The organism is Thermaurantimonas sp., from assembly GCF_046299575.1.
Taxonomy (GTDB): Bacteria; Bacteroidota; Bacteroidia; order Flavobacteriales; family Schleiferiaceae; genus Thermaurantimonas.
In genome coordinates this window covers 582,289-604,638 of record NZ_JBKBHX010000001.1, presented here as the reverse complement: position 1 = coordinate 604,638, position 22,350 = coordinate 582,289, and the positions used below count along the sequence as shown (strand labels likewise).

Genomic DNA, 22,350 nt, shown 5'->3' with positions numbered 1-22,350 from the left:
TGAACAATGGCGATTATACCTTCACCCACAATCCATCAAACAACCCCGACCGTTTTGTGCTGCACTTTAATAAGAGCGCTGTAAGCACCACAGAGCGCGAAGCAGATAAAGTGAATGTATGGGTGTACAACGGTGTTTTGTACATTAAAGGATTTGAAAACCTCGTTATGCCTTTACTTCCAAAACGAAATTTAATAAATTTCGAAATGTGCTTAATAAAAAGTTAATGTAAGAAATTAATTACTATTTGGGCCTGTGTTTTGAACAGCTATATTGTAAAAAATTGTCGGCTCAAAGTTCTTTTTAAATTGAAAGGTTATGTAATTAGTTGCGCTAAGTGAGGCATTGTACACCAAAGCTTGTCCATTTGCTTTGAGTACCAGAATGCCATTTGTTGTTCCATTAAAAAATGATGTGACGATATCTTGTGGGGGCCTGAGGTCTTGGGGCATGACAAACAGTACTCCATTGCTCTGGGATGCATTAAATTGTGCTGTTATCATGATATTTCCGTAATCATTGTATAGAATGGTTGCTGATTGTGATTGATTTGCTGCTGTAAATCCTGCTTGATAAGAAAGGTTTACTTGCTTATTTAATGCAAAATCCTCTATTAAAAACCCTTTGACAGACTGGTGTACTAAGTCTGACAGGCGTTTAAGTTGGTTTAAGGCAAGTGATTGTACGGGGGGTGTGCTTGTGTACTGGTAGATGTAGATTCGAATCTGCTGACAAGCATGTTCTTGGCCATCAGCATAGATTCTATTGTCGATCATGGATGTGTGTGGTACTAAATACAGGGATTGATCGGGGTTGTATGTAAAAGTGGCTCCCGGTACCAGAAAAATCTCTTCGTTTACATATAAGATGCCGCTCTGACAGGTAATCGCATTGCCACTTTGGGTTATGTGCATTCCTTTTAATATACAGGGTTGATGGTTTACCAGGGCGGTTAAATGGCGCTGTATTTCAAAAAGGTTTTCTTGTAGCAAGAGAATATCCTCAGCTCTTAGCGGAAATCCTCCTTCTTGTATTTCTATACGGTTCATATTAAGTCTATTTTATATTTTTTGCCAGGCAATTTGAAAAAGTTTATCAGCCGCATTATTTGCTGTTTTTGGGTTTGAAGGCTTACCGGTATTTGCACCACAAAATCTATTTTAGCTTCTCCGCTGTAGTAGATATGGGCGACTTCATTAAGTGGGTTCAGATAGATAGCGCTTTCTGTATTCAGAAAGGGACCTAAGTAGTAGCCTTCCTGTAATCGTATTTGGTCATTAAAAAACTGCTTAAGGTATCTTTCTATGTAGATGACTTGAGGGGTGACTTGTAGCAGTGTATTGATTTGAAATCGATAAAGTTTTTGACTTTCACATAGGTAATTCAGATAGCTTACTGATACTGTGATAAAAGCCTTAAATCTTTTTTTTCGCAAAAAGGGTGGTATCAGCAAGTGTGCTGTTCGAATTATATTCAAATTCATATACTGGTGAATAAGTTATCTTCAACAGCAGTGTATTCTAGGAGGCTATCGTTATAATCAAAGATAAAATACCCGCTATAGGGCTTTACGGACATCAGTATTGGTTGCCATCCTGAAATATGGCTTTTGTGTTTGGCTGAAAGTATGCGAACATCTCTTACGCCTTCAGCACTTTTTAAGGCTTCTACGAAGTCCGATAGTCGAAATATTCCATCGAATTCGAGTGAAGCTCCGAATTCATCGATTTTTTGTCGGATTGGGTCTATTTGTGGGTCGCGCAGCAATTTGTTATTACTGTCTAGTACCATTCTGTCCACTTCTATTATTGCGTGAATGGATATTTGGTCTGCTGGTAGAGAGCGTATTTCGAGCTGTACGCCGGCGTCTTTCCACTTTTGCCAGTATTCGGTAAAGGCCACCAGCTCGGTGGGCGATAGGGGTTGTAAGTTTGGTTTGTTGCCTTTAGCTACTTTAAGTAGTATTTTACCTGCTTCTTCTGAGGCTGAGCTGTAGCTTATTATTTGGGATTCGGGGCGTTCAGAGCTGTAGCCAAACCGGTCGCCCAGCCAGGTTAAGGCATAGCCATATTGAAATTTTTTGCTTTCTTCGGTATACCATTGTAATGTATGAGGTCGAGTATTTGAGATGATTTTTTGTATTTCTTTTTTATGGTTCTCAAATAGATTTTCTACCATCCAGCTAGCTACGGCCATTATCCACAGCCACAGGCGCCATATGGCTACTTTACTGCCATTTTGTAAATCAGCGCGCAAGTTTTCGGCCGTATCGCGTCTAAGGGTTTGAGTGCCTTCACACACATACATGTGCAGTTCTTGCATATTTTCTTTTACGCGATTCAGTTCGTTGTATATTTCAGCGATGCTTCGTGCCATTTTATACTCGATAGATTATTTCTTTTAGTATGCCTTGTGATGTTTCATTATTAAGCATTACTCGTAGGTAATTTGTCAGTATATTAAGTGTATAGATGTGTGTATTTTCTTCGGGTTGTAATTGTATTTCTGTTTCTGGTATTTGCACAAAGTGCAATCCATCGATGCTATGTTCTAAGTAGATCGTGTTGTTTGATTCTTCTACTCGGTCATAATTTATTTGTATGGTTACATCTCCTTTTAAATTTGATAGGCGTACGGCGGGCATGGGGCCAGGTCCATTTGAGAATTCGTAGTTTAATATTTGTTTTATTTGTATCATATCTTCTTCATTTAATGGTATCTGTGTGTACATATCACCGCTCGCGGGTATTATGTTATTTTTTTCGATATAATCTTTTATTTGTTTGTTGATTTCTGTATCTGGTATTAATATTTTAATACCTTCTGGTAATGTAATATCGGGGCGCAAGAATGCGTTTGCTTCGAGTATAGTAAACACTGAATCTATTGTACCGGTATATTGTAAGGCTATATCCCAAATTGTTTGATTTACTTGTGTAGTTATTACTCTCATTTCTTTTTAATAATTCTAAATATTTTTTCTACTCCTCTACTTGAGAAGTAGAAGCCTATTACCATGTAACAAATATCGCCAATTATTTCTATATATTTATCCGTTATTTTTAATAAATTTAATGCATCTAAAATTGCAAATAAAAAAAATAAAAGCAACACACTTATTAGTGTGTATGGTCTAACTTTTTTTGATATATCAATATCGTCAAATTCGTAATTTTCGCTCATAGTATTAGATTTATTTGATTATTTTCAATATCGATTTTAGATGGATTTATTTCATCAAATTTCAATGCTTTTCTAATTTCGAATATTTTGTCTGCATCTTCCGTTGCAATTAGTTTTATCAGGTCGGCACCTATGTATATATTGTTTTTAAAATCTCCTCGCATACTATATAGCACAATCAATGCGCTTTGTTTTTGATGAGTTTCTATCGAAAAATCCCCGTTCTGATATGCGAGGTCTCCGGTAGTGTCTATTTTTATATCACCCATGTTTTAATTTTTTGTTTATCACGTTATCGAGCTGAACCATTTTGGTTTGGGGGGTAAAGAGTATGTTAGCGGGGGCTCCATTTCCGGCGATGGGTGTGGCTTGCAGAAGGTTTTTTAGTGTTTGCAAATCGTTGAATACGTTGTTCATCCAATCTACAACTTTTTCGGCTATGAGTATTCCTCCGTATTGGTCGCCGAGCAGTTCGATTTTTTCGATTTGGCTATATTGCAAAATTGCCAATAGTGCTCTTTTACCTTCTGACAGATCGGCTATTAGCACTTTGCTTTTTACTTTGGGATAAATTATTAGGGCATTTTCAGCGTTTCCAGCTGCTACTAGCCATACGTCTTCATGTATTAAGGTATTTTTTTCAATCACTGTACAGCTGGTTTGTTTTACTTCTTTTACTTCGGCTGTAAAAAATATATCCGATGTGTTTGTATGGGATATTTTTCTTATTATGTCTTTGATTTCTTTTTCTTTCATTTTGTTTAAATTTCTACACAGTATAGGTTACGCATTCCTCCTGTTTCGCCGTAGTGTACTTCTACTTTTTGGCAGTAGTAGAGTCCGTCGTTTATTTCTGTTCCTTTTAGTTCTACTACATCGCCTGGTGAGGTATAGGGCTGTAGCCATCCGATTATTTTACATTTTTTTTGGTAGTTAATTTTGGTGTTATTATAGGCTTGTTCAGCTATTTTATTTAAGTCTTTTTGATTTTCTATTCCTTGTATTTTCAGGTATATTTTATCGCCTCCTCTTTCACCGTAGGTGTATTGTATGGTTTGTCCTTGTTTATTTTTTGTTTCTATAATTATTTCTACTTTGTGTTCTGATAGGTTTGTTTTTTCAAATTCTATTTTTTCAATATTTTTTTCGGTATGGTATTTTATGAGATTAAATTTTTTTAACATTTTAGGGGTGATGTATAGGTGGTCGTTTTTTATAAAAATTTGCAGGTGAGTTTCTTCTGCTAATCTTTTAAGTACATCGTAGGCTGTTTGTTGAATTATAGAAAATTTTGAATATTTTATATCTATGTCAATGCTGTATGGTCTGCGCAGTTTTAGCTGCTGGTGTATGTAGTTAATTATTGTTTCTATGCTGGTGTTTGTAAAGATTTTATCGGCAATGTTTTTTTTGTATTCGAAAAATTTGTCTTCACATTGCACTGTTATGCTGGTATTGTCTTTATCTACATGAGTAATGTAGCCTTCGAATTCCAGTTTTAATTTATTGTTATATCCTAAGTGTATTTCAACCCCTGCTCCTTTTTTGATGAGTGAAAGGTCTGAGTTAGACTGATGAAGTACGGTGAAGGGCCTGCGTATTGTTTTGTATGGTATAACTATTTCGGCAGTGCTTAAAGGGGCATCTACACTGTTGATAATTGTTAGGCGCTCTAGGTTTTTGAGCTGTTTGCCTGCTATGAGTATTTTGTGCTGCATCAATAGCATCGTGTTTTGTTTAGTTTTCTATAAAGAGTTCTAAACTTTCGTCGCTATAAGCCGTAAAGGTGAATTGCTGGTATTCTTCTCCTGGGGTGAAGGGGAATTCGTAGCTATCGATTACGATTGAGAAGATATCGAAGACTTCGTTGAGCAGGGGGCATTGTACTTGTAGGCTTTCGTTTGATTCTAAATAGCTTTTCAGGCGTTTTGCATACTGCTCGGCGCTTGCATTTTCATCGCTACACAGCAGCCCTGCTACGGTGATTCGGTAATCGTCTGTACAGAAGAATTCTTTTACGCTGCCTTTTTTTCCGCTTTGTATGTATCTGCGCACGATTTTATTTGCTCCACTTATGGTAATTACTGGCTCGAGTGGCAGCAAAAACCCATCAAGCTCGTTTTCAAATTTTAATTTGAAGGGATAGCGGAATTCAGCTAGTGCGTTAAGCTCTGTGTTTTGTATTGTAGCCTCGGTTAGTTGTACGGTTATCTTTTGTGTAGGCAGGTATGGAGGTAGGGCTATGCCGATGGCTTTGCTGGGTTTCATTGTTTATGCATTTTGTGCACTTATTAGTATTTGGAGCATGATTCGCTCGAGCTTCGCGCGCAGTTCGTCTTCGCTTTGTTCGTAGTGGTTAAATACGACCTGGTCAATGAATTTTTGGACGTTGATTGTTATTTGTTTAGTTTGTGTTGTTGGGCTATGTGAGCTTGTATTTAAGCTTGTTAGGCCGCCTTTGAGTGCTGGTATTTCCTCGGGCATCATGGTATTTTGGGCTGCTGACGTTACCAGGTCATAGAGGTTTTTTGGTTTTTTCACATCGGTGCGTGTAGTTTTTTTCTTCTGTTTTTCTTCTATTTCTTTTACTCCTTGTTCGTAGGCATATAGAGCTTTTTGTTTAGTAGTGCTAAAGCTTTCGATCAGCTGATTGGCCGTGTTTATGCCTGTAAGGTTATTGAAGGCTGCGCTAGCTTTTTGTGCTGCCACTTGAAATTTACCTTGGAAGAGTGCCAGTAGTGCCTCTCCGACTTGGCCAATGCCTTGTAAGATATTCTTTAGGTTGTCAAATAGTAAAATTTTTAGCATCTGGCCGAAACCTTTTAGGGCTTCCCAGGCGGCATATACGGCCCCTCTGAACCATCCAATTTTCTGAAATGCCAAGTAGATGGCCGTGGCTAATGCTGTCAGTAGAGCGATTTTTAGCGCTATGGGGTTCATTTTTAACACGGTATTGAGGCCTGCTTGTGCAGCCGTCCATAGGTGTGTGGCCTTTATGGCTATGTTTTTGTACAGAGTGATTGCTTGTATGGTGAGCAGATAGCTACCCAGGGCGCTTATGAGCGTTATTAGGGGGATGTTGCCTTGCTGTAGTGCTGTGCGCAATCGCGTAAAACCCTCCACCACATAGCTTATCCCTTTGCCTAGCAGGTCAAGCAGCTTGGTGGTAGTTTCGAGCAAGGGCACCAGTAGTGGCTCTATGACGGTGTAGAGCGATTGGAGGGTGTTGAGCGATTTTTTTACCAGCATGCTCAGCTTTCCAGAGGTGGTTTGGGCTATTTGTTCATTCATTTTATAATAGGTACCACTTGGTCCTACTGCTTCTGCGAAGGCCTGGCGAACCATTTGCGCAGATATTTGTCCCTTTTCCATGGCTTCTTTTAGCTGAGGTATGCTTAGCCCGGTTGATTTGCTGAGCTGCTGCAGTGGGTTAAAGCCTGCATTGATCATTTGCAGCAAATCTTGCCCTGTGAGTCTGCCGGTACTGCTCATCTGGCTAAAGGATAGGGTGAGCTGTTGCATCTTGCCGGCATCGCCCATGGCGATGTCGCCGATTATTTTTAGGTTTTCTACCACTTGGCTGGCTGGTATGTTGAAGCTGAGCATCATGGCGGCTAGCTTTGCAAGCTCGCTGCTTTTGTATGTCGATGCATCTGCGTAGGCGTTTATACTGCTTAGTAGGGCATCGGCTTTGTCTTTGCTTTGCAGCATTACCTCAAATTCTTTGGCGGTCTTTTCTGCCTCGATGCCCAATCGACTTATGATGCCTACGCCTGTTGAGATGGCCACTATCGGATTGAGCAGCAGGTTAGCTCCTGGCAGGGCGCTGAGGGCTTCTTTTGCCCAGCGCTGTAGTGGGTTGCCTTTGATGGTTTGCAGTCTTTGGATGTGTTTTTCTAGTCTGGCTATTTCGTTGTTGTAAGCTTTTAGGCTTTGTATATCGTTTGCCGGTATCCAGTCTCTTTCGGCTTTGAGCAGTTGCAGCTTTTGGCTCAGGCTGCCGATGCTTGTGCCCATGTTGGCCAGTGTACGGCTCACCTGCACCGACTGTTTCTGTAGGTTAGCAAATTTTTCGAGTGCTTGTTCGTTATTTATTGCTATCTTTTGCAGGGTAGCACTTACCTTGTCGTGCAGATATAGGGTGTATTCTACCAGGGTATTCATGGGCTCGTCATGCTTGAGGTGTTGGCTATTTATGTGGTTTTTTACTGGATGTATATGTTGGCCAGGGGGGTATTTTTTTTGCTTGGCCTAGTTTTAGAGCTGCTATTTTTGTTGATTAAGGGTTTGAAGTAGCCATTCTACTTCTTTGAGGCGCATGCACCACTGCTGGTCTGTTAGGCTGTCAGGGTCGCAGTGCAGGTAGTGGCGAATCAGAGTGTCGGCCTGGCGTATCCAGTCGCTTTGCTGAACCCTGACAGCTTCTAAAAATTTATCAATTCTGCCTCTTTGATTTGAATAAGTTCAGAGAGTACCGAGCTGGCTGATAGAAAGAGGCTGTCGTCTTGGCGAATCGCCTCGCTGCCTCCTAGCCAACAGTTGTTGAGCAGTATTTCGTTGAATTTTATTGGGTCTTTGCCTGCCTGGCTGGCGTAGCTGATGATCTTGCGGTCAGGTGGGCGCAAGTAGGCTATGTGATTTTCTACCTTTACGCCTATTACTTTGCCGTATTTTGCCTTCCAGGCATCGATTTCTGATTGGGGTACTTGGCCGATTAGTTCACTCATTGTACATTGGTTTTTTAGGGTTATCGAAGCGTTCGCAATGCTATGCCCACTACTACCCCTATCAGCAGGCCTACGATTATGGTGCTTAAGGGGTTATGGTATTTCGGAATTTCAATGAATTCGATTTCTTTTTCTACGGCTACCTCAGCATCAGGGCAGTCGGCAGTGATTTTTAATAGCCTATTGCTGTCAACTTGCATGTGTATTTTTACGGAGTTTTCTTGGTCGTAAAAAAAAAAGGAATCTCCTGGTATGAGCCTTTCTACTGGTATTTCGGTGCTATAGCTCGCACCTGGTACGAATACCACCTCGGGTATGCTCACTTGGTGCTTGGTGCTGCTGCATGTTACAGTTAGCAAGCCTGCTAACACAGTAAAGCTAATGATAAAAAGCAGTGGTTTCATTTTTTAACTGTATTGAGCTTTTTTGCGCAGGAATATGAACGGGAGTCTGATTTCCAGGAATTTGTCGCCTGTTTTGCTCTCTTTTGTCTCTTCGGTAAATTGTATGCCTTGCAGTACATCGGTAATCATCACATCGCCCTGGCTAGGGTTGCCATAGGTCACTACCGCATCGAGCTGCAGGCTCAGTATGCTTTTATCGGGGCTTACTGCTATAAGGGCCTCTAGCTCACTCTGTAGTAGGGTGAGTTCGCCTTCGTAGCTCTTGTTGCCGCTTTGTATTTTCAGCGGCTCTTTGCCCTTGCCGTACACCAGCTCTTTCTCTTGTTTTACGGTATATTTTATACCGCGTACGCCGGTCACGTCTCTGCCACCCAGTATCAGGGTGATGTCGCTGAATTCGTATTCTCTTGAATCAAACATGGTTTTTTTTTTTTTTAACTAATTACCTCATAGCCGAGTTTTACTTCTATGTAATCGCTGTAGCCAAAAGGCCGTATGCGCACCTGAACTTCTAATTTGTTGTTGTTCAGTATTTTCTGTTTTTCGTCTATGTAGCAGCGCACTCCTGTATCGCTGGGCTTGTCGGGGTCGGTGCTTATGTTGCCGCGTGAGGTCATCTCGCGTACCAGCTCAGCCTCTACTTTAGCTTGCAGTGCTTTCACAATCATTGCCGGCAGGGTGCCCTCTTCTGTAAGGGGTATTTCTTCTGAAAGCTCTTGCAAGAGGGTGCGATGCACTACCCTCATGGCCTTATTAAATACTCTGGCGCGCTGTATCCTGCCGTAGTTTGTATGGCTTAAGAGCTGATCACTCATCCAGTACCATCCTTGCAGGCCTACGTGTCTGTATGGGAATATTATTTTATTACTAAATAAAAGCTCAGCCTCAGGTAGTGATAGCTGGTTGGTATTTAATGCTTGTTCATCTTGTAGCATCAGTCTGATAGGCCCGTCTTTTACTCGCATAATGGAGCGCTGCACCGGTATGCGCGCTATGCGGCCTGCCAGATAGCCTAAGTTTATGTAGGTAGTAGTTCGGTTTATTTCCATAGTGGCTAGGCCTACAAATTCAGTCTGACGGTCTAAATAAAAACTTGTAGGCTCGAGCCGCAAAGCAGGCAGTATGGTCACCACCGGCGTCTTTTGATTAATCAACAGATATTGATTGAATGAATCTAAAAGATCGATTGTTGATAGGATTTGCTCACATACGCCATTTAGTATTTGGTAATTGTGTGAACGCGGATAGAGGTAGCTTGCCGTAAGCATCGATATTTCGCCTTTGCTGAGCTCTATGAGCCTGCGAGCCGGGCAATCGGGGTTATCAATATTAAAAGCCTCATGCAGGGGCATAGTCTGGGGCACCTTGTACAGGTGGAGCTTTGTGCCCTCAGGCGCTTCACTGTAGAAGGCATCTATAAACCTAATTAATTGATTGCTTACAGGCACAGTCAGATCTAAAGGCCTTCTTAACAATAGATGTGTATAGTTTGGCCACGAAATAGCTGGATCCCAGCAGAGCACGCCTACTACACCGTCGTCGATCTGACTTGGAATGGATACGGTCGTATCGTCTAGTAAAATTTTTACACCGGGTAACATAGGTTAGCAGTTTTTATGTATTATCATCAGGCATGGTATAGGTCCATACTTCAAAATTGTTTTTTTCAGCATATTTTTGGGCGTATTCTTTTTTAGTAAAGAAGTAGCCGTCACTGGTAGCGAAGATTGCCTCTAGGTGGTGCTGTTTCATCAGCCTAAAGGCTTCAGACATCAGCGATTCTTGTGCAGTAGATGTGGCTGTAGCAGTTGTGTTTTCAGCAGTGCTATTGGATTGGTTAGGCTGGTTATCTGTTTGTGTTTTTTTTCGAGTGCTCATAAGTCTTTGTTTTTGAGGTTAGAGGTTATGTCGTTGTAAGCATTACAATACTCTTTAGCATGGCAGCTGTTTATTTTGTCGAGCAGCTTGTAGAGGGTGTTTATTTCTGATTTGAGTTTTCGTATGTGTTTTTTCAGCTCTTCGCTTTCGGACACGAGGTCTTGGTAGTCTTGCCGAAGTCTATTGAGTGCATCAGAGAGCGATTTTACGGCTATGCTTTCGGTTTCGGCCAGTACTTTTTTGCTTTCGACTCTGCGCAGGCGAAAGTTTTGAATGGCTAAGATTAAACTGGCCAATCCACCACTCATCAGGCCGGTAATTATTGATATGGCTATCTCTTTCACTCTCTGAATTTTTTATAAGCTTGCTCTAGCTTGGTGTGGTAGTTGTTTTTTTCATAGCCGGGGCCGTTGTATCTGCGAGCGAATTCTCTCCAGTTTTTAGCTGCAAGCACATCGAGCAGCTTGGTGTTTTTCAAAAAGGTGATAGCTCCAAGTAGCTGGTTAGATTCTGATTTTTCGAAGTCAGTTACCATGGCCTGCACGGTGGCATATCCACAGTTCTGGTGGTTAAATCCCATGATTTGAAACAGCCCGTAAGAGGCACTGCACATAGCTGCTTCGCGATGTATTCGCATGGCCTTCTCCAGTCGAGTCCATTCAGCAGCACCGCCCAGGTATTTTTTGCGGTCCAAGTAGGGGTAGAGCACATCTTCGTTGCCTTTTTGGTGCTGTAGGGGGTTGATGCTGCGTATCAGCAGCTGCCTCCAGAAGACGTGCCCCTCAAACAAGATGACCAGTCGGCCATCGGGTAAGAAGCCTCTGCCGCGGCTTTCTACCTGCACCAGGGCCCTGACCAGTGCCGGCTCTAAGCCGTATGTGCTGCTGATAGACTCTATATCACTAGCTTTCAGTCGCTTATCCATTCTTTTAGGTCTATAAGTGTTTGGTTGATTTTAGCACGGCGCAGCACGGCACTTTTAATGTAGAAACTGCTGCTGTAGTCGCTGTGGTAAGCCATGTAGTCTGTGCCAAATTCGGGTTGGAGGTCCGCCTGGTTGAGCAACCTGCAGCTGCCGTTGATTAGTAGCCCGTCGAAGTGTTGCTTTACCTCTTCGATGCGAGAGAGCATCATCAGGCTTTCTTCTTGCATCAGTGCGCCTTGGTGTGTGTCGGTAAGCAGCTGCAGATATAGGCTTAGCCTGATTTGCATCGACACGAGCTGCTTGCCCTGCACCAGATGCCCGTAGCTAATCGATCGAAACTCTACAAGCAGGGCTGGCAACGGTATGGGATAGGTCTGTGCTGGCCTGCGAATTTGCCCTTTTTGTAGGTCGATATAGGCCAGCCAGGGCATCTGAGTGCCGGCATACTCACTTACAGCTTTGTAGATCGATGCTATCATCGCTGCTATTATACTTTTGCGCTGTAGATCAAGCCGCTATATCTTTTGGCATTCAGTACAAAATCAGCCTTAAAGCGATGGCTAAAGCCAAACTCAGTAGCTCTGCCTGTGGGGTTGTTTTCTTTTGACTTAAAATACATTTCAAAGGCTCCGCTGGCCCTAAAAGCCTGACTTTTCACAAACACGAAGCCGGCTGGTACTATATTGCCACTAATTAAAGCATTTTGAGCTGCCTTAGTTTGGGTAGTTACGTTGTAAGCCACTAGGCTGTTGTTTGAGGCTTTGTGGATTTTAAAGCCGTAGTAATTCACCACAGTGGGGTTGATCACGCCATTGTTTTGCTGGTAGCCCAGCTGTGCTTTCAGGATCTCGTTGTTAGTGATTAGGTCCCACCACATATCGCTGGGCAGCACCAGGTTGCGCCCTTGTTCCGGAAAGCCCTGTTGGTCGCAGGCGCGTGCCAAGGCTACAATATCGTCGAGGGTACACATTTTAAAGCCATTTCTGTTAGGCCCTGTAGTGCCTATTACCACTCGCCTTGGCCCGGATGTATCGGGGGCTAAGTTGTAGGCTGCATCGTTTATTTCCTTCAGCAAAATGCTTTCTGCGCTCAGCCGTGTGTAGTACTGAATCTTGTCGAAGGGCAAGGCATGGTCGAAGATGTTGCGTATCTTAAAGTTCTGGCTGTCGTAGTAGTCAAGCGTTACATCATAGGTGGTTTCGCTGGGTTCTACGCTATCTACGTCGGTAGTGCGGTTGCGATACACCTGTGGCATAGCTCCCGCCTCCGGAAAGCGCAGTGTCTGCCCTTCGGTCACAAAGGTGCTCAGGTCTTCGAGGTCGTTCAGCCAAGTATCAATTTTTCGATACTCTTCCTGTAGGCTGCTCAGAAATACGATTTTTTGTGTAGCTAATGTGATTGACATATTGTTTGCTTTTTGTGGTTAGTACTTTTTAATTCAGCGCGCTTCGCAAGCCACTTCGCAGGCTTCGCAAGGCGTTTTTACACTCAAGGATACATTTTGCTATAGCAAGCGATTTTTCTGTTTAAAATCGGCCTCTAATTGCTTGAATTTTTCCGGTTCATTTTTGCTCATTTCTACCAGCCCGGCCAAGTCATTTTTGTACCAGTCTAGCAAGGTCCACTTGCTGCGGTCATCGCTTTTTACCTCATTAGGGGCTAAGCTGTCGATGAAGCTCTGCAGCTGCCTGCTCTGCATAGATTCGAGCTTTTTGCGCGTAGCTTCGTAATCGAGCATTGCTGCCTTGGTGTAGAGTTCTTTTTCTTCTGGGCTCAGCTGTAGCCTTTTGGCGTGTAGTTCTACCAATAGGCTTGCCTGTTTGGCTTTTTGCTTTGCCGGGTTAAGTACTTCCAGAAGCACTTTAGTGTTCTGGTAGTCGTTTAAAGCCAGCATCAGAAGTGCATTTTTCTCCTCTGGCTGCAAGTGCTCCAATCCATACTTTTCTATCAAGTATTCTGCTCGCTCTCTCTTTAGCTCATCGAGGGAGATTTGGTCCTGTTCTTTTTGTTGGTCCTGTTTCATATGTGATGTATTTAGAAATTTTAATGTATAGGTAGTGTGCTCTGGTGTAATTAGCCTTACGGCATTTGATTGGCCGGGCACCGATACCAAGCTTACCTCTACCAGCTCGCTTTTGGTCACGGTAGGGTGCTTTTGCCCAGGCAGCAGTAGGTGTTTTTCATCGCTCTCTTCTATAGGTATCAGGCTTATAGATACAGCTCTCATAAATCCATTATGGTACTTGCGGTACAGCTGCACGGCCTTTTCGTCATCCGGGTCAAATTCAAGTGTGCCCACTAGTCGGCGTTGGCCTTTGTCTCCTACCTTCTTTAAGTCTCGCCATTTGCCCAGGCTTACCGCCTGTGTATCGTGGTTGAGCAGGCATACTGGGTTTTTTTCGAAATTACTTGTATCTATACCATCTACTAATATGCGATATCCGTATCTGTTTACAGTTTCATCTGTTAGTACAAATTCAAGAGTCATATACTTTATTTTTGCGCAAAAATTTATCTTTTTATTTCAATAAAAAAATAATTTTTTTTGTCATTTATTTAATTCATAATCAAATATTTAGCAATATTTTTGAAATAATTAAAACATACATTTTTCAACTTTTATTCAAATTTTTGCAAGAAAAAAAATGGCAGCTAAGTTTAGTAGCATAAAACGCGAAAAATTAATTGAACAGGCCAAATCTCTTTATCTAAAAGATTTTTCAATAGAGACCATTTCTCAAATACTCAATGTATCAGCCTCAACTATTAAGAAATGGGTAAATCAATACGACTTTGAAAAGTCAAAAAAAAACCAACTGATTGCCTTAAGCCAGATTAGGCGAAGCATACTGGAAAGCTATGCCGATATGCTCGAAGGGCGTGAACCGCGCATTAAACCCGACCAAGCCGCCAAATACGCAGCAGCCTTCGAAAAATTCTCTGCCCGCAAACAAGTACTCATTTACATGTACGAAGCCTTTGAGATGCTCACCGACCAATATCAAAAAAACGTAGAGCAAGCCGCCACAAAACAAGAAAAAGAAGAAGCTATGCGCGACCTGCAAAACCTTCGTAAAAACATGGATATAGTCATCAAAAACCTACAAGACGAAATCCTCGGGCAATGAATAAAAGCGACTTGCGAAACCTCTACGAACGCTTTAAGAAGCGCAGCGAATTCATCGCTTCTGCCACTCCCGCTACCCTGGCCAACGAAAGCGATGCCCAGCGTCATAAGCGCATCCAAAACCTACTAAAACCCGATAACTATGCCTCCCTTTTCGATTACTACTTTGGGGTAAACAATACAATAGCCATAGCCGATAGCCCATCGGCCGACTTTCACACCAAAATATACAAAGACCTCTACCACAACAACATCATTACCATCTTTAACCTCGTCTTTCGTGGTGGAGCCAAAAGTACCCATGCAAACCTCGGCTACATCTTTGCCCTCAAACAAACGCGTAAAGCCCGATTCTTCTTAGTAGTAGGCGCCAACGAAGTGCGCGCCACCATGCTACTCCAAGAGCTGCAAATACACCTGCAGTACAACCATAAAATTATAGATGACTTCGGCCAGCAGTACATCTATGGCTCCTGGAGCGACGGCATCTTCGAAACCGCCGACCGCTGCACCTTCATGGCCCTGGGTATCGACCAACCCTTTAGAGGCCTTAAAAACAACGGCATTCGCCTCGAATACGCCTCAATCGACGACGTAGAAGACAAAAAAAGAGCCAAAAATCAAAGCCTGGTAAAAGAATACGTCGAAAAAATAACGGCTGACATTCAAGGCGCCTTCTCAAAACAGAGCGAACGCACCATCATTAACAACAATTACTTCGTGCAAAAAGGCATCATCGAGCACCTGGCCGAAAAAAAAGGCTTCAGCCTGCCCACCATCGACACCCGTACCAACAAAGTACTTCGCAACGACTTCGCAGCCCTATACATCGTAAACCTCACCGACCGCTATTACGAAGATATATCGCCCGACAACACCCACACCTGGAACCCCTCCTGGCCACAGCGCTACTCCCACGCCGACTGCCTCAGAAAAATACAACAGTTCAAAAACAACCGCGAAACCCTCTCAGGCGAATACTACAATACCCCCATCAATACCGGCTCCCGCATCAAAGACTCCATGATAGCCCTGCTCTCACCCTTACCTATAGACCAATACGAGCTCATACTGCGCACCTGGGACCTAGCCTACTCCGACTCCTACTGCTTCAAAGCAAGCGCCACCATAGGCATCTACCAGGGCCACATCACCGTGCTCGACCTCTACTGCAAGCAGTCAGACATCCAATCCGCTTTTCACTACCACTTCACCACGGCTGCTCGCATCCTGCGCTCCAACCCCGCATTCATCACCTACTACGATGCCTCCGTAGCCCAGCAAGCCATCTACGAACAGCAGTGGCTACAGGCCGCAGCCCAATACCACAGCTCCGCTATACCCCTGCCACACAAATCAACCGTCGATAAATACATCAAAATCGAAACCACCTTAATAGCCTCTTTGCTCTCCGGAGTGCTCTCCTTCAGCGACCAGCTACTACACCACCCCGATTTTATCGAAGCTAAAGCCCAAATGCTCAACTTCGACAAAGGCACTAAATACCCCATCGACTTTCCCGACGCCCTTGCCGATGCCATCATACTAGCCAATAACCTCATACGCATAGGCCCCGACGACCTCGACCTCATCCCAGCCATCATCAAAACCCGTAAACACAAAAACTACTAACATGAGCTTCCTGACTAAAGACGACCTGATCACCGTAGCCACCGCCGACATCATCAACCGCCTCACTAATCACGACTCCTCTATCATCGACTCCATCATCCAAGAATCCATAGCCCTCTTCAAAAGCTACCTCTCCAAACACTACAACACCGACCACATCTTCTCTCAAGCCGGTAACGCCCGTCACAAAACCGTGCTCAAACGCCTTAAAGACGTCGTCATCTTCGAAATCTACGAACGCCACACCCGCGAACACAACCTGGCCGCCAAACGTCGCTACGACGAGGCCATGCTCTGGCTCGAAAAACTCAATACCGGAGAATTCTTCGACCTGACTTTGCCTCAAAAACAAACCTCCGAAAATACCCCCTCTCAAAGCCTTCAAGTGCGCTTCGGCTCTAACAAAAAATACTCCTCACTCTATTAAATCACTGCATATGAACAATAAAAAACAAAATACCCTCTTCATCGAATCCACAGCCGATTTCATGCACATTCACCACAGCCTCTACCGCCGTGAAATCGCTGACTGGCAAAACGCCAGATTACAACGCCTACATCCCACCAGGCCTCTTACCTACGAGCTACAGCAAGCCTACCGCGACGCAATGCTCGACAACCACCTCTCCGGCGCCATCAACAACAGAATACTACGCGTGACCAACAAACAATTCCTCCTCAAAGACCCCAACAACAACCCCGACGAAAAACGCTCTGCCTACCTGCACAGCCGCTGGTTTAAAGACCTGGTAAGAATCGCCCTCGAATCCAAATTCTTCGGCTACTCCATGGTCCACTTCCACTGCCAGGGCCAGCACGTACACCTTAAGCAAATACCCCGCGAAAACATCATACCAGAGCACAAACTCCTCCTCAAAAACCCCCTAAACCCCTCAGAACACTTTCTCCACTTTACCGACTACCCCTACGAGCTCATCTACATACAATTGCTGCCCGACAGCATCGGCATTCTCGAAAAAGTCGTGCCCCTCACCATCTTTAAACGCCACTCCTGGGCCGCATGGGACGAATTCGAGCAGCTCTTCGGCGTACCCATACGCATTGCCCGCACCATGATCAATACCAAAAAACACCTCGACGACCTCCAAGAATGGCTCGAATCTATGGGCTCCCTCTCCTACGCCATACTCGATAAACGCGTTGACCTCGAAATTAAAGAAAACAACAAAACCGACGCCTTCCGCGTCTTTGCCGAAAAAATTAACCTCATCAACAAAGAAATTAGCAAAGCCATACTCGGCCAAACCATGACCATGGACGACGGCTCCTCCCAAAGCCAAGCTACCGTTCACCTAGCCATCATGGACGAAATCACCAACGCCGATATCGCCGATATCGAAGACTGGTTTAACTCCTCCTTCATCCACATACTCCGTTACCATGGCTTCGACATACCCGAAGGCTACTACCTCGACATTGTAGCCAATGCCAGCCTCGATCCAGCCGAAAAAATAAAAGTCGATGAAGCCCTCATGCGCAATGGCTACCTGCTCTCGCCCGACTACATAGAGCAAACCTACGAAGTAAAACTGCATAATAAACCCTCCGATACCGACTCCGATTACCTTTCCTACCCCTACCAGCAAAACCTTCCCGATTTTTTCGACTAAGCCCTGCCTTGCCCACCTTCACCCGTGGCCTGGCAGGGCCTCAACTCAACCTTCCTAACCCAAATAACTTCTTCGACTCTAACTTCTACAACCATACCCTCTCATTGCTCCTATCTGCCCTGCATACCACCGACCACCCTACCAATGTGCTCCTGCACAACAACATCGCCCAATTTGCCGCTGCTAAAGTCTTCTCTACCCTCTCAAAAGCTCACACCCTTACCCCTGACCAACTAAAAGTACACCTCCAAAAACACTATACCTACGCCAAGGTAGAATACAATACCATCAAAAAACGCCTGCGCACCCTACAACAATGGAATACCATGCAAGGCGAAAAACTCTTCCCAAACATCATCTGGCTGCCCAGCAGATCCGCCGAGCCCGACCCCACCCATAGGCGCTTCTGGAACCGCATCTGGCCTAAAGACGACCCCTTCTGGCAGTCGCACTTCCCTGGCAATCGCTACGGCTGTAAATGCTCATGGGCATCTACTCACCAGCCCCCTACCGACAACTCTGACCTGCCACTGCCCAAAAAAATAGTCGGCCTCGACGAAAACCCAGCCCTCACTCAGCGCATCTTCTCCCTCTCTCACCCATACTTCCTAAACACTCCACCACACCTGCTCAAGCTCGCCAGCCTTCACCTGCCCGATAAGCTCGCCTACATCAAATCTGCCGCTGATGGGCCCTCCATCTATACCCATTACCTCCACTACACCTCACATGAGTACCAAGCCAATCTGCTCATCGCTCAGCGCCTCGCTGCTCACTTCAATGAAGATGTCTACCTGCTTCCCACCATTTCAGCTAAAGAACCTCGCCTGCGTCAGCGCTTCTTCGCCCACAACCTACTCCATAATCCTTCTGCCAACCCAGATGCTCGTATCGGAAATCAATTCTTCGAATTTAAAAAATCATCGGCTAAAAACCTCTCTAAAAATCTTCTCCAAGCCTTGCGCTCTTCCCCTTCCGTGGCAATCTATCTCACAGAATACCTGCCCTACAGCTCCCTCAGTACACTTATCCGCAGGTCTGTGCTCAGTCGCAAAATCCCTTACCAAAAAATTTGCTTTATCTTCGACAATCAAATCCTTATCTTCACACCCTAAATAAAAAAAGCCCGCACTGAGCGGGCCCGGGCGCCAGGGTGCGCAACCCCGGCCTATACACGCACCTATCTATGAAATTGCCGACGTTTTATGCCGCTAATATAATCATTTTTTGCCCTGTGCTACCCTTCGATTTTGATAAAATATCTGCCGACATCCAGCGCCAGCTAAGCGATCAGCTACCCACCACCGCTGGCAAGCTGGCTGTTGACTTCTTTAAAAAAAACTTTCACGACGAGGGCTTCACCGATCGCTCCTTTGAGCCCTGGCCCGAAGTGAAGCGCCGGCTCGACCCCCGCACCAAAGGTGCCGCTCGCACCCGCAAGATACTCACCGGCTCTACCGGTGACCTGGGCGAATCCCCAGCCTACCGCCTCGACCAACCCGGCTCCGTTACCATCTATGCCGAAGCCTTTAGCCCGTCTGGCTTTAACTATGCACCCGTGCACAACTATGGCGCCACCGATGCCGGCCGCCTCAGGCGCACCGTCATCCCCCAGCGCAAGTTTATCGGCCCTTCCTTCACCCTGGAGCAGTCTATCACCGACCTGCTCCACCAGGTCATCGCTTCCTTGCTCTCGCCTCGGTAATTTTTTTTCAGTATCCATTTTTTTCTTTACCTTTGTATGCCCTCATATCTTGGTACCAATGATACCTACTTAGGTATAAAAAATCCGATGAGTGAGGGCTTTTTTATTTACATTTGTTTGCTATTACATGTAATTCCCTCTCTGATTTATAAACGCGCACCCTTCGGTAGTACACCGTCTTATTTTGTGCCGAAAAGTGAATCCTCCACGCCTTGTGTTCCGTGCTGTAGATAGCATTTACATTTGGCATATTTATATAGGTAAATGCGAGTAAAAACGATAGATCACTCATAATACCTTCGACTATTCTGCACTCGATCACATATCTTTTATCATATTCCACTATCGCAAAGCTTGAGGGATTAATGTATATTATATAGGACGCAGATGATAATTTGTTTATTTTTTTTATTCTTGCTCTTAATTTTAATGATGGAAATAAAGTTTGAAATATACTCTCTTCGACTTTAGTGCGGTCAAATACGCGCATCTTACCACGACCAAAATGTACCAGTATTTTCCTATTTTTTCTGGTTTTTTTAAAGTCGTCCATCCAAGCCTTTTCGGCGTCAGTCTCTGGGGTTACTTCTAAGTAAGGCCCGTTAAAATGTGATTTAATCTCTGCTCTCATGGGTATTTATAGTTTTTTCTATTTGCTGAATTACCTCTTTGAGCCTTCTGTAGAGCTCTGGGTCATAGTGTTGGCTATGGTTTACTTCGCGCACGTAGTAGCCTATTGTGGCTACACTTAGAGGTATGATCTGCGCGATTTGTCGAAGGCTCATGTGCGTATAGTGGTATAATATATAGCTGGCTATTTTGCGATCAGCTACAGCAGATGCCCTCGATGAGCTCACCTGCTGGTAGTGTGGCAGATGCGTCTTTATCACCTCAATCAGAGCAATTAGGTCAGGCTCTTGCAGCCGTCTGATGGTCTTGCCGAGCTCAATGGCAGTAAATCTGGCAAAAACAGCCGTCTCGTGAAAGCGATAAAAGGGCAGCAGCAGTAGGTATTGGCACTCTTGCACCTGCTGCCTGATGTGGCTTGGGGTGCTGGTATGTACCACCTGCGTGGGCGTAGATCCAGATAGTTGCTCTATCTGGCACTTCTCAGCCTCATTTGTCGGCTTGTGGCTTAGTAAGATGTAATTGGTTTTCATATCAGTGTTTAACAGCTAAATAGTGTGTACTCTTTGTGATAATGCATGCGCACTGCCCCAGTAGAGCCGTTGCGGTTTTTACTTACTATCAGCTCTGCCTGCCCTTGGCAGGGTGTGCTATCTTCCCAGCTGGTATAGCCATAGTACTCGGGCCTGTAGAGAAAAAATACCACATCGGCATCTTGCTCTATAGCTCCCGATTCTCTCAGGTCGCTCAGCACAGGTCGCTTTGAGCCCTGCCGCGTTTCAACCGACCGGTTCAGCTGCGAGAGCACTATCACTGGCACATTCAGCTCCTTTGCTATGCTTTTCAGGTCTTTGCTTATCGTGGCTATTTCTTGCTCTCGTAGTGTGTTTTTGCCGTTGCCCCCATCGCACAGCTGCAGATAGTCCACCATTATGCATCCTATAGCATGCTTCTTGTGCATTTTTCTGGCTTTGGCCCTCAGCTCCTTAATGTGCAGCGAGGAGGTGTCGTCTATGTATATTTCTGCGTTTTCTAATTTTTTTATTCCATTCAGTTTATGTATAAATTCGTTTGTAAGCTTGCTATTATATAGATGCTGTACAGATATATGGCATTGCATGCTCACCAGCCGCTGTATGATTTGATATACGGTCATCTCTAGGCTGAAGATCAGCACTGCTGCCGCATGCTCTATGGCTAGGTGTAGTGCAAAGGTGAGCATCATGGCCGTCTTGCCCATCGATGGGCGAGCTGCCAGTACATAGAGCTCCCCCGCCTTAAATCCTCCATTGAGGAGCTTGTCGAGCTCGGGTAGGCCTGTAGGTAGGGCCTGCCTGTCTACTTGCAGCTGCTTAAGCGCCGGGTAGAGTTCTTTGCTTAGCCTTTTTATGTTATTTTCTATTCTTTTTTCTACTGTATCGTTGATGATTTTTGTAGCGTCGTTTAGTACATCGATGGCGTCGATATCAGCCTCATAGGCCTTTTGCATCAGCAGGCTCCCTGCTTTGTATATTTGTCTTCTGAAATATGATTCGAGTAGTATTTTTGCATGGTATTCTAAATAAGCTGTTGAAAATACTTTTTGTGCTAAGATTACTAAGTAGGCAGGTGCCTCAGCGATTTTTTGCAGCTTTTTTTTCTGCAGCTGATGATTAACGCTGATAATATCAATAGCTTTGCCCTGCTGGTAGAGCTCTTCTATGACCTGGTAAATTACCTGGTGCCTTCGATCATAGAAGACCTCCGGGCTTAGCTGGTCGGCTACAGCCTCGGGGGCACTGCTATCGATCAGTAGCGCTGATAGTACAGCTTGCTCTGCTTCGATGTTGTAAATAAATTCCTCTTGAGCCTCTGCCTTTTTTAGTCGGCTTCGGTCATTCCCAGGGGTATGTTGTTCCATTTTCCATCAGTGTCTTTGTATTCGGCTCTTATATATGTTTTGGTGGTGATGGGTTGGTAGCTTTCTTGTATGATTCGTACCCCTTCCATCAGCTCTTTGTTGCCGATTTTTTGTGCTAAATTGTACAGCTGCAATACCCTGCTGGCTTTTAAATTGCCTTTTGTGTCTTTGCTCAGTAGCTTCAGTATAGCCTCTACTAGCAGCTTTGATTCTTTGTCTTTTGCAAGGTTAATGATGCTATTGCGCACCATTTCGATGCCTTCGTTTACTGTATCTCGATATGCATCTGTTTGATATACTCCTATGGTGATGCGCTTGGTGCCATCGCTGTTGGTAAAGGTGTGGCTCTGCTGTGTCGATTCGATTTCAAAGATTTTCTTCTTCAGCTCTATAGCCGATTCAAATTCTTTTATGATTTTTTTCTTCTCCTCGGCCATGTTTTTGCTTATATTCTGCAATACGGGAAAAAATTTTTCTACCGTTTCGTCCACTATGTTTCGGTAAATTTTTTTCTCCTCTTCTTGTCGCTGTTTTTTTTCCAATTCCTGCTTTTCTCGTTTATAGCGAAGGAATTCTTCATATTCTTGTTCGTTAAGTTCGATATTTTTCAT

General features: G+C 44.3%; 31 protein-coding genes. 7 read left to right on the top strand and 24 right to left on the bottom strand.

Going from position 1 to position 22,350, the window contains the following annotated elements; translation table 11 throughout:
- Window positions 1-227 (top strand): hypothetical protein (locus tag ACK4EX_RS02520; protein ID WP_409769394.1); only part of this gene is annotated, 227 nt, incomplete at its 5' end.
- Between the two features lie 9 nt (window positions 228-236).
- Here ACK4EX_RS02520 and ACK4EX_RS02515 read toward each other — a convergent pair.
- From ACK4EX_RS02515 to ACK4EX_RS02420, 20 genes are all read right to left on the bottom strand, one after another.
- Entirely contained in the window at window positions 237-1,049 is an 813-nt protein-coding gene (locus ACK4EX_RS02515; RefSeq protein ID WP_124396721.1) for a hypothetical protein, read from the bottom strand.
- Window positions 1,046-1,483, bottom strand: coding sequence for a hypothetical protein (locus tag ACK4EX_RS02510; RefSeq protein WP_124396722.1), 438 nt, complete (start codon window positions 1,481-1,483; stop codon window positions 1,046-1,048). Before ACK4EX_RS02510 ends, ACK4EX_RS02515 begins: the two co-directional genes overlap by 4 nt.
- Window positions 1,480-2,376, bottom strand: coding sequence for a hypothetical protein (locus ACK4EX_RS02505; RefSeq protein WP_409769392.1), 897 nt, complete (start codon window positions 2,374-2,376; stop codon window positions 1,480-1,482). The genes ACK4EX_RS02510 and ACK4EX_RS02505 overlap by 4 nt, the downstream gene beginning before the upstream one ends.
- Before the next feature lies 1 nt (window position 2,377).
- Window positions 2,378-2,953 (bottom strand): hypothetical protein, encoded by a 576-nt coding sequence (locus ACK4EX_RS02500; RefSeq protein WP_409769391.1) that lies wholly within the window; start codon window positions 2,951-2,953, stop codon window positions 2,378-2,380.
- Complete coding sequence (locus ACK4EX_RS02495; RefSeq protein ID WP_124396725.1) at window positions 2,950-3,183, bottom strand: hypothetical protein; 234 nt, start codon at window positions 3,181-3,183, stop codon at window positions 2,950-2,952. The genes ACK4EX_RS02500 and ACK4EX_RS02495 overlap by 4 nt, the downstream gene beginning before the upstream one ends.
- Window positions 3,180-3,452, bottom strand: coding sequence for a hypothetical protein (locus ACK4EX_RS02490; RefSeq protein ID WP_124396726.1), 273 nt, complete (start codon window positions 3,450-3,452; stop codon window positions 3,180-3,182). The genes ACK4EX_RS02495 and ACK4EX_RS02490 overlap by 4 nt, the downstream gene beginning before the upstream one ends.
- Window positions 3,445-3,939, bottom strand: coding sequence for a hypothetical protein (locus tag ACK4EX_RS02485; RefSeq protein WP_124396727.1), 495 nt, complete (start codon window positions 3,937-3,939; stop codon window positions 3,445-3,447). The genes ACK4EX_RS02490 and ACK4EX_RS02485 overlap by 8 nt, the downstream gene beginning before the upstream one ends.
- Window positions 3,940-3,944: 5 nt before the next feature.
- The gene (locus tag ACK4EX_RS02480) at window positions 3,945-4,901 is read right to left on the bottom strand and encodes a hypothetical protein (protein WP_409769389.1); all 957 of its coding nucleotides are present in this window, start codon (window positions 4,899-4,901) and stop codon (window positions 3,945-3,947) included.
- A gap of 19 nt (window positions 4,902-4,920) precedes the next feature.
- Window positions 4,921-5,451, bottom strand: coding sequence for a DUF6046 domain-containing protein (locus ACK4EX_RS02475; RefSeq protein ID WP_409769387.1), 531 nt, complete (start codon window positions 5,449-5,451; stop codon window positions 4,921-4,923).
- A gap of 3 nt (window positions 5,452-5,454) precedes the next feature.
- Window positions 5,455-7,347 carry a tape measure protein gene (locus ACK4EX_RS02470; protein WP_409769385.1) on the bottom strand — a complete coding sequence of 631 codons (1,893 nt, stop codon included), beginning with the start codon at window positions 7,345-7,347 and terminating at the stop codon, window positions 5,455-5,457.
- 260 nt (window positions 7,348-7,607) lie between these two features.
- The gene (locus ACK4EX_RS02465) at window positions 7,608-7,910 is read right to left on the bottom strand and encodes a hypothetical protein (protein WP_124396731.1); all 303 of its coding nucleotides are present in this window, start codon (window positions 7,908-7,910) and stop codon (window positions 7,608-7,610) included.
- A 20-nt stretch (window positions 7,911-7,930) separates the two neighbouring features.
- Complete coding sequence (locus ACK4EX_RS02460; protein WP_277028940.1) at window positions 7,931-8,314, bottom strand: hypothetical protein; 384 nt, start codon at window positions 8,312-8,314, stop codon at window positions 7,931-7,933.
- A gap of 3 nt (window positions 8,315-8,317) precedes the next feature.
- Window positions 8,318-8,734 (bottom strand): hypothetical protein, encoded by a 417-nt coding sequence (locus tag ACK4EX_RS02455; protein ID WP_409769383.1) that lies wholly within the window; start codon window positions 8,732-8,734, stop codon window positions 8,318-8,320.
- A 14-nt stretch (window positions 8,735-8,748) separates the two neighbouring features.
- Complete coding sequence (locus tag ACK4EX_RS02450; protein WP_409769381.1) at window positions 8,749-9,915, bottom strand: DUF2586 family protein; 1,167 nt, start codon at window positions 9,913-9,915, stop codon at window positions 8,749-8,751.
- 13 nt (window positions 9,916-9,928) lie between these two features.
- Window positions 9,929-10,192, bottom strand: coding sequence for a hypothetical protein (locus tag ACK4EX_RS02445; RefSeq protein WP_409769379.1), 264 nt, complete (start codon window positions 10,190-10,192; stop codon window positions 9,929-9,931).
- A complete protein-coding gene (locus ACK4EX_RS02440; RefSeq protein ID WP_277028943.1) occupies window positions 10,189-10,536 on the bottom strand; it encodes a hypothetical protein in 348 nt (115 codons plus the stop codon). Before ACK4EX_RS02440 ends, ACK4EX_RS02445 begins: the two co-directional genes overlap by 4 nt.
- Window positions 10,533-11,117 (bottom strand): N-acetylmuramidase family protein, encoded by a 585-nt coding sequence (locus ACK4EX_RS02435; protein WP_277028944.1) that lies wholly within the window; start codon window positions 11,115-11,117, stop codon window positions 10,533-10,535. The genes ACK4EX_RS02440 and ACK4EX_RS02435 overlap by 4 nt, the downstream gene beginning before the upstream one ends.
- On the bottom strand, window positions 11,102-11,596 hold the full coding sequence (locus ACK4EX_RS02430; RefSeq protein WP_409769377.1) for a hypothetical protein: 495 nt from the start codon (window positions 11,594-11,596) through the stop codon (window positions 11,102-11,104). Before ACK4EX_RS02430 ends, ACK4EX_RS02435 begins: the two co-directional genes overlap by 16 nt.
- An 8-nt stretch (window positions 11,597-11,604) precedes the next feature.
- Window positions 11,605-12,522, bottom strand: coding sequence for a hypothetical protein (locus tag ACK4EX_RS02425; protein WP_409769376.1), 918 nt, complete (start codon window positions 12,520-12,522; stop codon window positions 11,605-11,607).
- A gap of 99 nt (window positions 12,523-12,621) precedes the next feature.
- A complete protein-coding gene (locus ACK4EX_RS02420) occupies window positions 12,622-13,605 on the bottom strand; it encodes an HK97 family phage prohead protease (RefSeq protein WP_277028947.1) in 984 nt (327 codons plus the stop codon).
- 157 nt (window positions 13,606-13,762) lie between these two features.
- On the opposite strand from ACK4EX_RS02420, the gene ACK4EX_RS02415 reads away from it, so the two are divergent.
- From ACK4EX_RS02415 to ACK4EX_RS02390, 6 genes are all read left to right on the top strand, one after another.
- On the top strand, window positions 13,763-14,245 hold the full coding sequence (locus ACK4EX_RS02415; RefSeq protein WP_277028948.1) for a terminase gpP N-terminus-related DNA-binding protein: 483 nt from the start codon (window positions 13,763-13,765) through the stop codon (window positions 14,243-14,245).
- Complete coding sequence (locus ACK4EX_RS02410; protein WP_277028949.1) at window positions 14,242-15,876, top strand: hypothetical protein; 1,635 nt, start codon at window positions 14,242-14,244, stop codon at window positions 15,874-15,876. Before ACK4EX_RS02415 ends, ACK4EX_RS02410 begins: the two co-directional genes overlap by 4 nt.
- A gap of 1 nt (window position 15,877) precedes the next feature.
- Window positions 15,878-16,303, top strand: coding sequence for a phage protein Gp36 family protein (locus tag ACK4EX_RS02405; RefSeq protein ID WP_277028950.1), 426 nt, complete (start codon window positions 15,878-15,880; stop codon window positions 16,301-16,303).
- Window positions 16,304-16,313: 10 nt separating this feature from the next.
- The gene (locus tag ACK4EX_RS02400; RefSeq protein ID WP_277028951.1) at window positions 16,314-17,507 is read left to right on the top strand and encodes a DUF935 family protein; all 1,194 of its coding nucleotides are present in this window, start codon (window positions 16,314-16,316) and stop codon (window positions 17,505-17,507) included.
- 8 nt (window positions 17,508-17,515) lie between these two features.
- Window positions 17,516-18,622, top strand: a complete 1,107-nt coding sequence (locus ACK4EX_RS02395) for a hypothetical protein (protein ID WP_277028952.1) — start codon at window positions 17,516-17,518, stop codon at window positions 18,620-18,622.
- A gap of 71 nt (window positions 18,623-18,693) precedes the next feature.
- On the top strand, window positions 18,694-19,212 hold the full coding sequence (locus ACK4EX_RS02390) for a hypothetical protein (RefSeq protein ID WP_277028953.1): 519 nt from the start codon (window positions 18,694-18,696) through the stop codon (window positions 19,210-19,212).
- 103 nt (window positions 19,213-19,315) lie between these two features.
- Here ACK4EX_RS02390 and ACK4EX_RS02385 read toward each other — a convergent pair whose 3' ends face one another.
- The 4 genes from ACK4EX_RS02385 to ACK4EX_RS02370 are packed head-to-tail and all read right to left on the bottom strand — an operon-like array spanning window position 19,316 to window position 22,350.
- Window positions 19,316-19,843, bottom strand: a complete 528-nt coding sequence (locus ACK4EX_RS02385) for a hypothetical protein (RefSeq protein ID WP_409769373.1) — start codon at window positions 19,841-19,843, stop codon at window positions 19,316-19,318.
- Complete coding sequence (locus tag ACK4EX_RS02380) at window positions 19,827-20,372, bottom strand: hypothetical protein (protein ID WP_124396737.1); 546 nt, start codon at window positions 20,370-20,372, stop codon at window positions 19,827-19,829. Before ACK4EX_RS02380 ends, ACK4EX_RS02385 begins: the two co-directional genes overlap by 17 nt.
- Window positions 20,373-20,380: 8 nt before the next feature.
- Complete coding sequence (gene dnaB, locus ACK4EX_RS02375; RefSeq protein WP_409769371.1) at window positions 20,381-21,739, bottom strand: replicative DNA helicase; 1,359 nt, start codon at window positions 21,737-21,739, stop codon at window positions 20,381-20,383.
- On the bottom strand, window positions 21,700-22,350 hold the full coding sequence (locus ACK4EX_RS02370; RefSeq protein WP_124396739.1) for a DUF3164 family protein: 651 nt from the start codon (window positions 22,348-22,350) through the stop codon (window positions 21,700-21,702). Before ACK4EX_RS02370 ends, dnaB begins: the two co-directional genes overlap by 40 nt.

Excerpts from the sequence above, each read along its gene's own strand:
- ACK4EX_RS02515 (WP_124396721.1), bottom strand. The coding sequence starts at position 1,049 with ATGAACCGTATAGAAATACAAGAAGGAGGATTTCCGCTAAGAGCTGAG.
- ACK4EX_RS02510 (WP_124396722.1), bottom strand. The coding sequence starts at position 1,483 with ATGAATTTGAATATAATTCGAACAGCACACTTGCTGATACCACCCTTT.
- ACK4EX_RS02505 (WP_409769392.1), bottom strand. The coding sequence starts at position 2,376 with ATGGCACGAAGCATCGCTGAAATATACAACGAACTGAATCGCGTAAAA.
- ACK4EX_RS02500 (WP_409769391.1), bottom strand. The coding sequence starts at position 2,953 with ATGAGAGTAATAACTACACAAGTAAATCAAACAATTTGGGATATAGCC.
- ACK4EX_RS02495 (WP_124396725.1), bottom strand. The coding sequence starts at position 3,183 with ATGAGCGAAAATTACGAATTTGACGATATTGATATATCAAAAAAAGTT.
- ACK4EX_RS02490 (WP_124396726.1), bottom strand. The coding sequence starts at position 3,452 with ATGGGTGATATAAAAATAGACACTACCGGAGACCTCGCATATCAGAAC.
- ACK4EX_RS02485 (WP_124396727.1), bottom strand. The coding sequence starts at position 3,939 with ATGAAAGAAAAAGAAATCAAAGACATAATAAGAAAAATATCCCATACA.
- ACK4EX_RS02480 (WP_409769389.1), bottom strand. The coding sequence starts at position 4,901 with ATGCAGCACAAAATACTCATAGCAGGCAAACAGCTCAAAAACCTAGAG.
- ACK4EX_RS02475 (WP_409769387.1), bottom strand. The coding sequence starts at position 5,451 with ATGAAACCCAGCAAAGCCATCGGCATAGCCCTACCTCCATACCTGCCT.
- ACK4EX_RS02470 (WP_409769385.1), bottom strand. The coding sequence starts at position 7,347 with ATGAATACCCTGGTAGAATACACCCTATATCTGCACGACAAGGTAAGT.
- ACK4EX_RS02465 (WP_124396731.1), bottom strand. The coding sequence starts at position 7,910 with ATGAGTGAACTAATCGGCCAAGTACCCCAATCAGAAATCGATGCCTGG.
- ACK4EX_RS02460 (WP_277028940.1), bottom strand. The coding sequence starts at position 8,314 with ATGAAACCACTGCTTTTTATCATTAGCTTTACTGTGTTAGCAGGCTTG.
- ACK4EX_RS02455 (WP_409769383.1), bottom strand. The coding sequence starts at position 8,734 with ATGTTTGATTCAAGAGAATACGAATTCAGCGACATCACCCTGATACTG.
- ACK4EX_RS02450 (WP_409769381.1), bottom strand. The coding sequence starts at position 9,915 with ATGTTACCCGGTGTAAAAATTTTACTAGACGATACGACCGTATCCATT.
- ACK4EX_RS02445 (WP_409769379.1), bottom strand. The coding sequence starts at position 10,192 with ATGAGCACTCGAAAAAAAACACAAACAGATAACCAGCCTAACCAATCC.
- ACK4EX_RS02435 (WP_277028944.1), bottom strand. The coding sequence starts at position 11,117 with ATGGATAAGCGACTGAAAGCTAGTGATATAGAGTCTATCAGCAGCACA.
- ACK4EX_RS02430 (WP_409769377.1), bottom strand. The coding sequence starts at position 11,596 with ATGATAGCATCGATCTACAAAGCTGTAAGTGAGTATGCCGGCACTCAG.
- ACK4EX_RS02425 (WP_409769376.1), bottom strand. The coding sequence starts at position 12,522 with ATGTCAATCACATTAGCTACACAAAAAATCGTATTTCTGAGCAGCCTA.
- ACK4EX_RS02420 (WP_277028947.1), bottom strand. The coding sequence starts at position 13,605 with ATGACTCTTGAATTTGTACTAACAGATGAAACTGTAAACAGATACGGA.
- ACK4EX_RS02415 (WP_277028948.1), top strand. The coding sequence starts at position 13,763 with ATGGCAGCTAAGTTTAGTAGCATAAAACGCGAAAAATTAATTGAACAG.
- ACK4EX_RS02410 (WP_277028949.1), top strand. The coding sequence starts at position 14,242 with ATGAATAAAAGCGACTTGCGAAACCTCTACGAACGCTTTAAGAAGCGC.
- ACK4EX_RS02405 (WP_277028950.1), top strand. The coding sequence starts at position 15,878 with ATGAGCTTCCTGACTAAAGACGACCTGATCACCGTAGCCACCGCCGAC.
- ACK4EX_RS02400 (WP_277028951.1), top strand. The coding sequence starts at position 16,314 with ATGAACAATAAAAAACAAAATACCCTCTTCATCGAATCCACAGCCGAT.
- ACK4EX_RS02390 (WP_277028953.1), top strand. The coding sequence starts at position 18,694 with ATGAAATTGCCGACGTTTTATGCCGCTAATATAATCATTTTTTGCCCT.
- ACK4EX_RS02385 (WP_409769373.1), bottom strand. The coding sequence starts at position 19,843 with ATGAGAGCAGAGATTAAATCACATTTTAACGGGCCTTACTTAGAAGTA.
- ACK4EX_RS02380 (WP_124396737.1), bottom strand. The coding sequence starts at position 20,372 with ATGAAAACCAATTACATCTTACTAAGCCACAAGCCGACAAATGAGGCT.
- dnaB (WP_409769371.1), bottom strand. The coding sequence starts at position 21,739 with ATGGAACAACATACCCCTGGGAATGACCGAAGCCGACTAAAAAAGGCA.
- ACK4EX_RS02370 (WP_124396739.1), bottom strand. The coding sequence starts at position 22,350 with ATGAAAAATATCGAACTTAACGAACAAGAATATGAAGAATTCCTTCGC.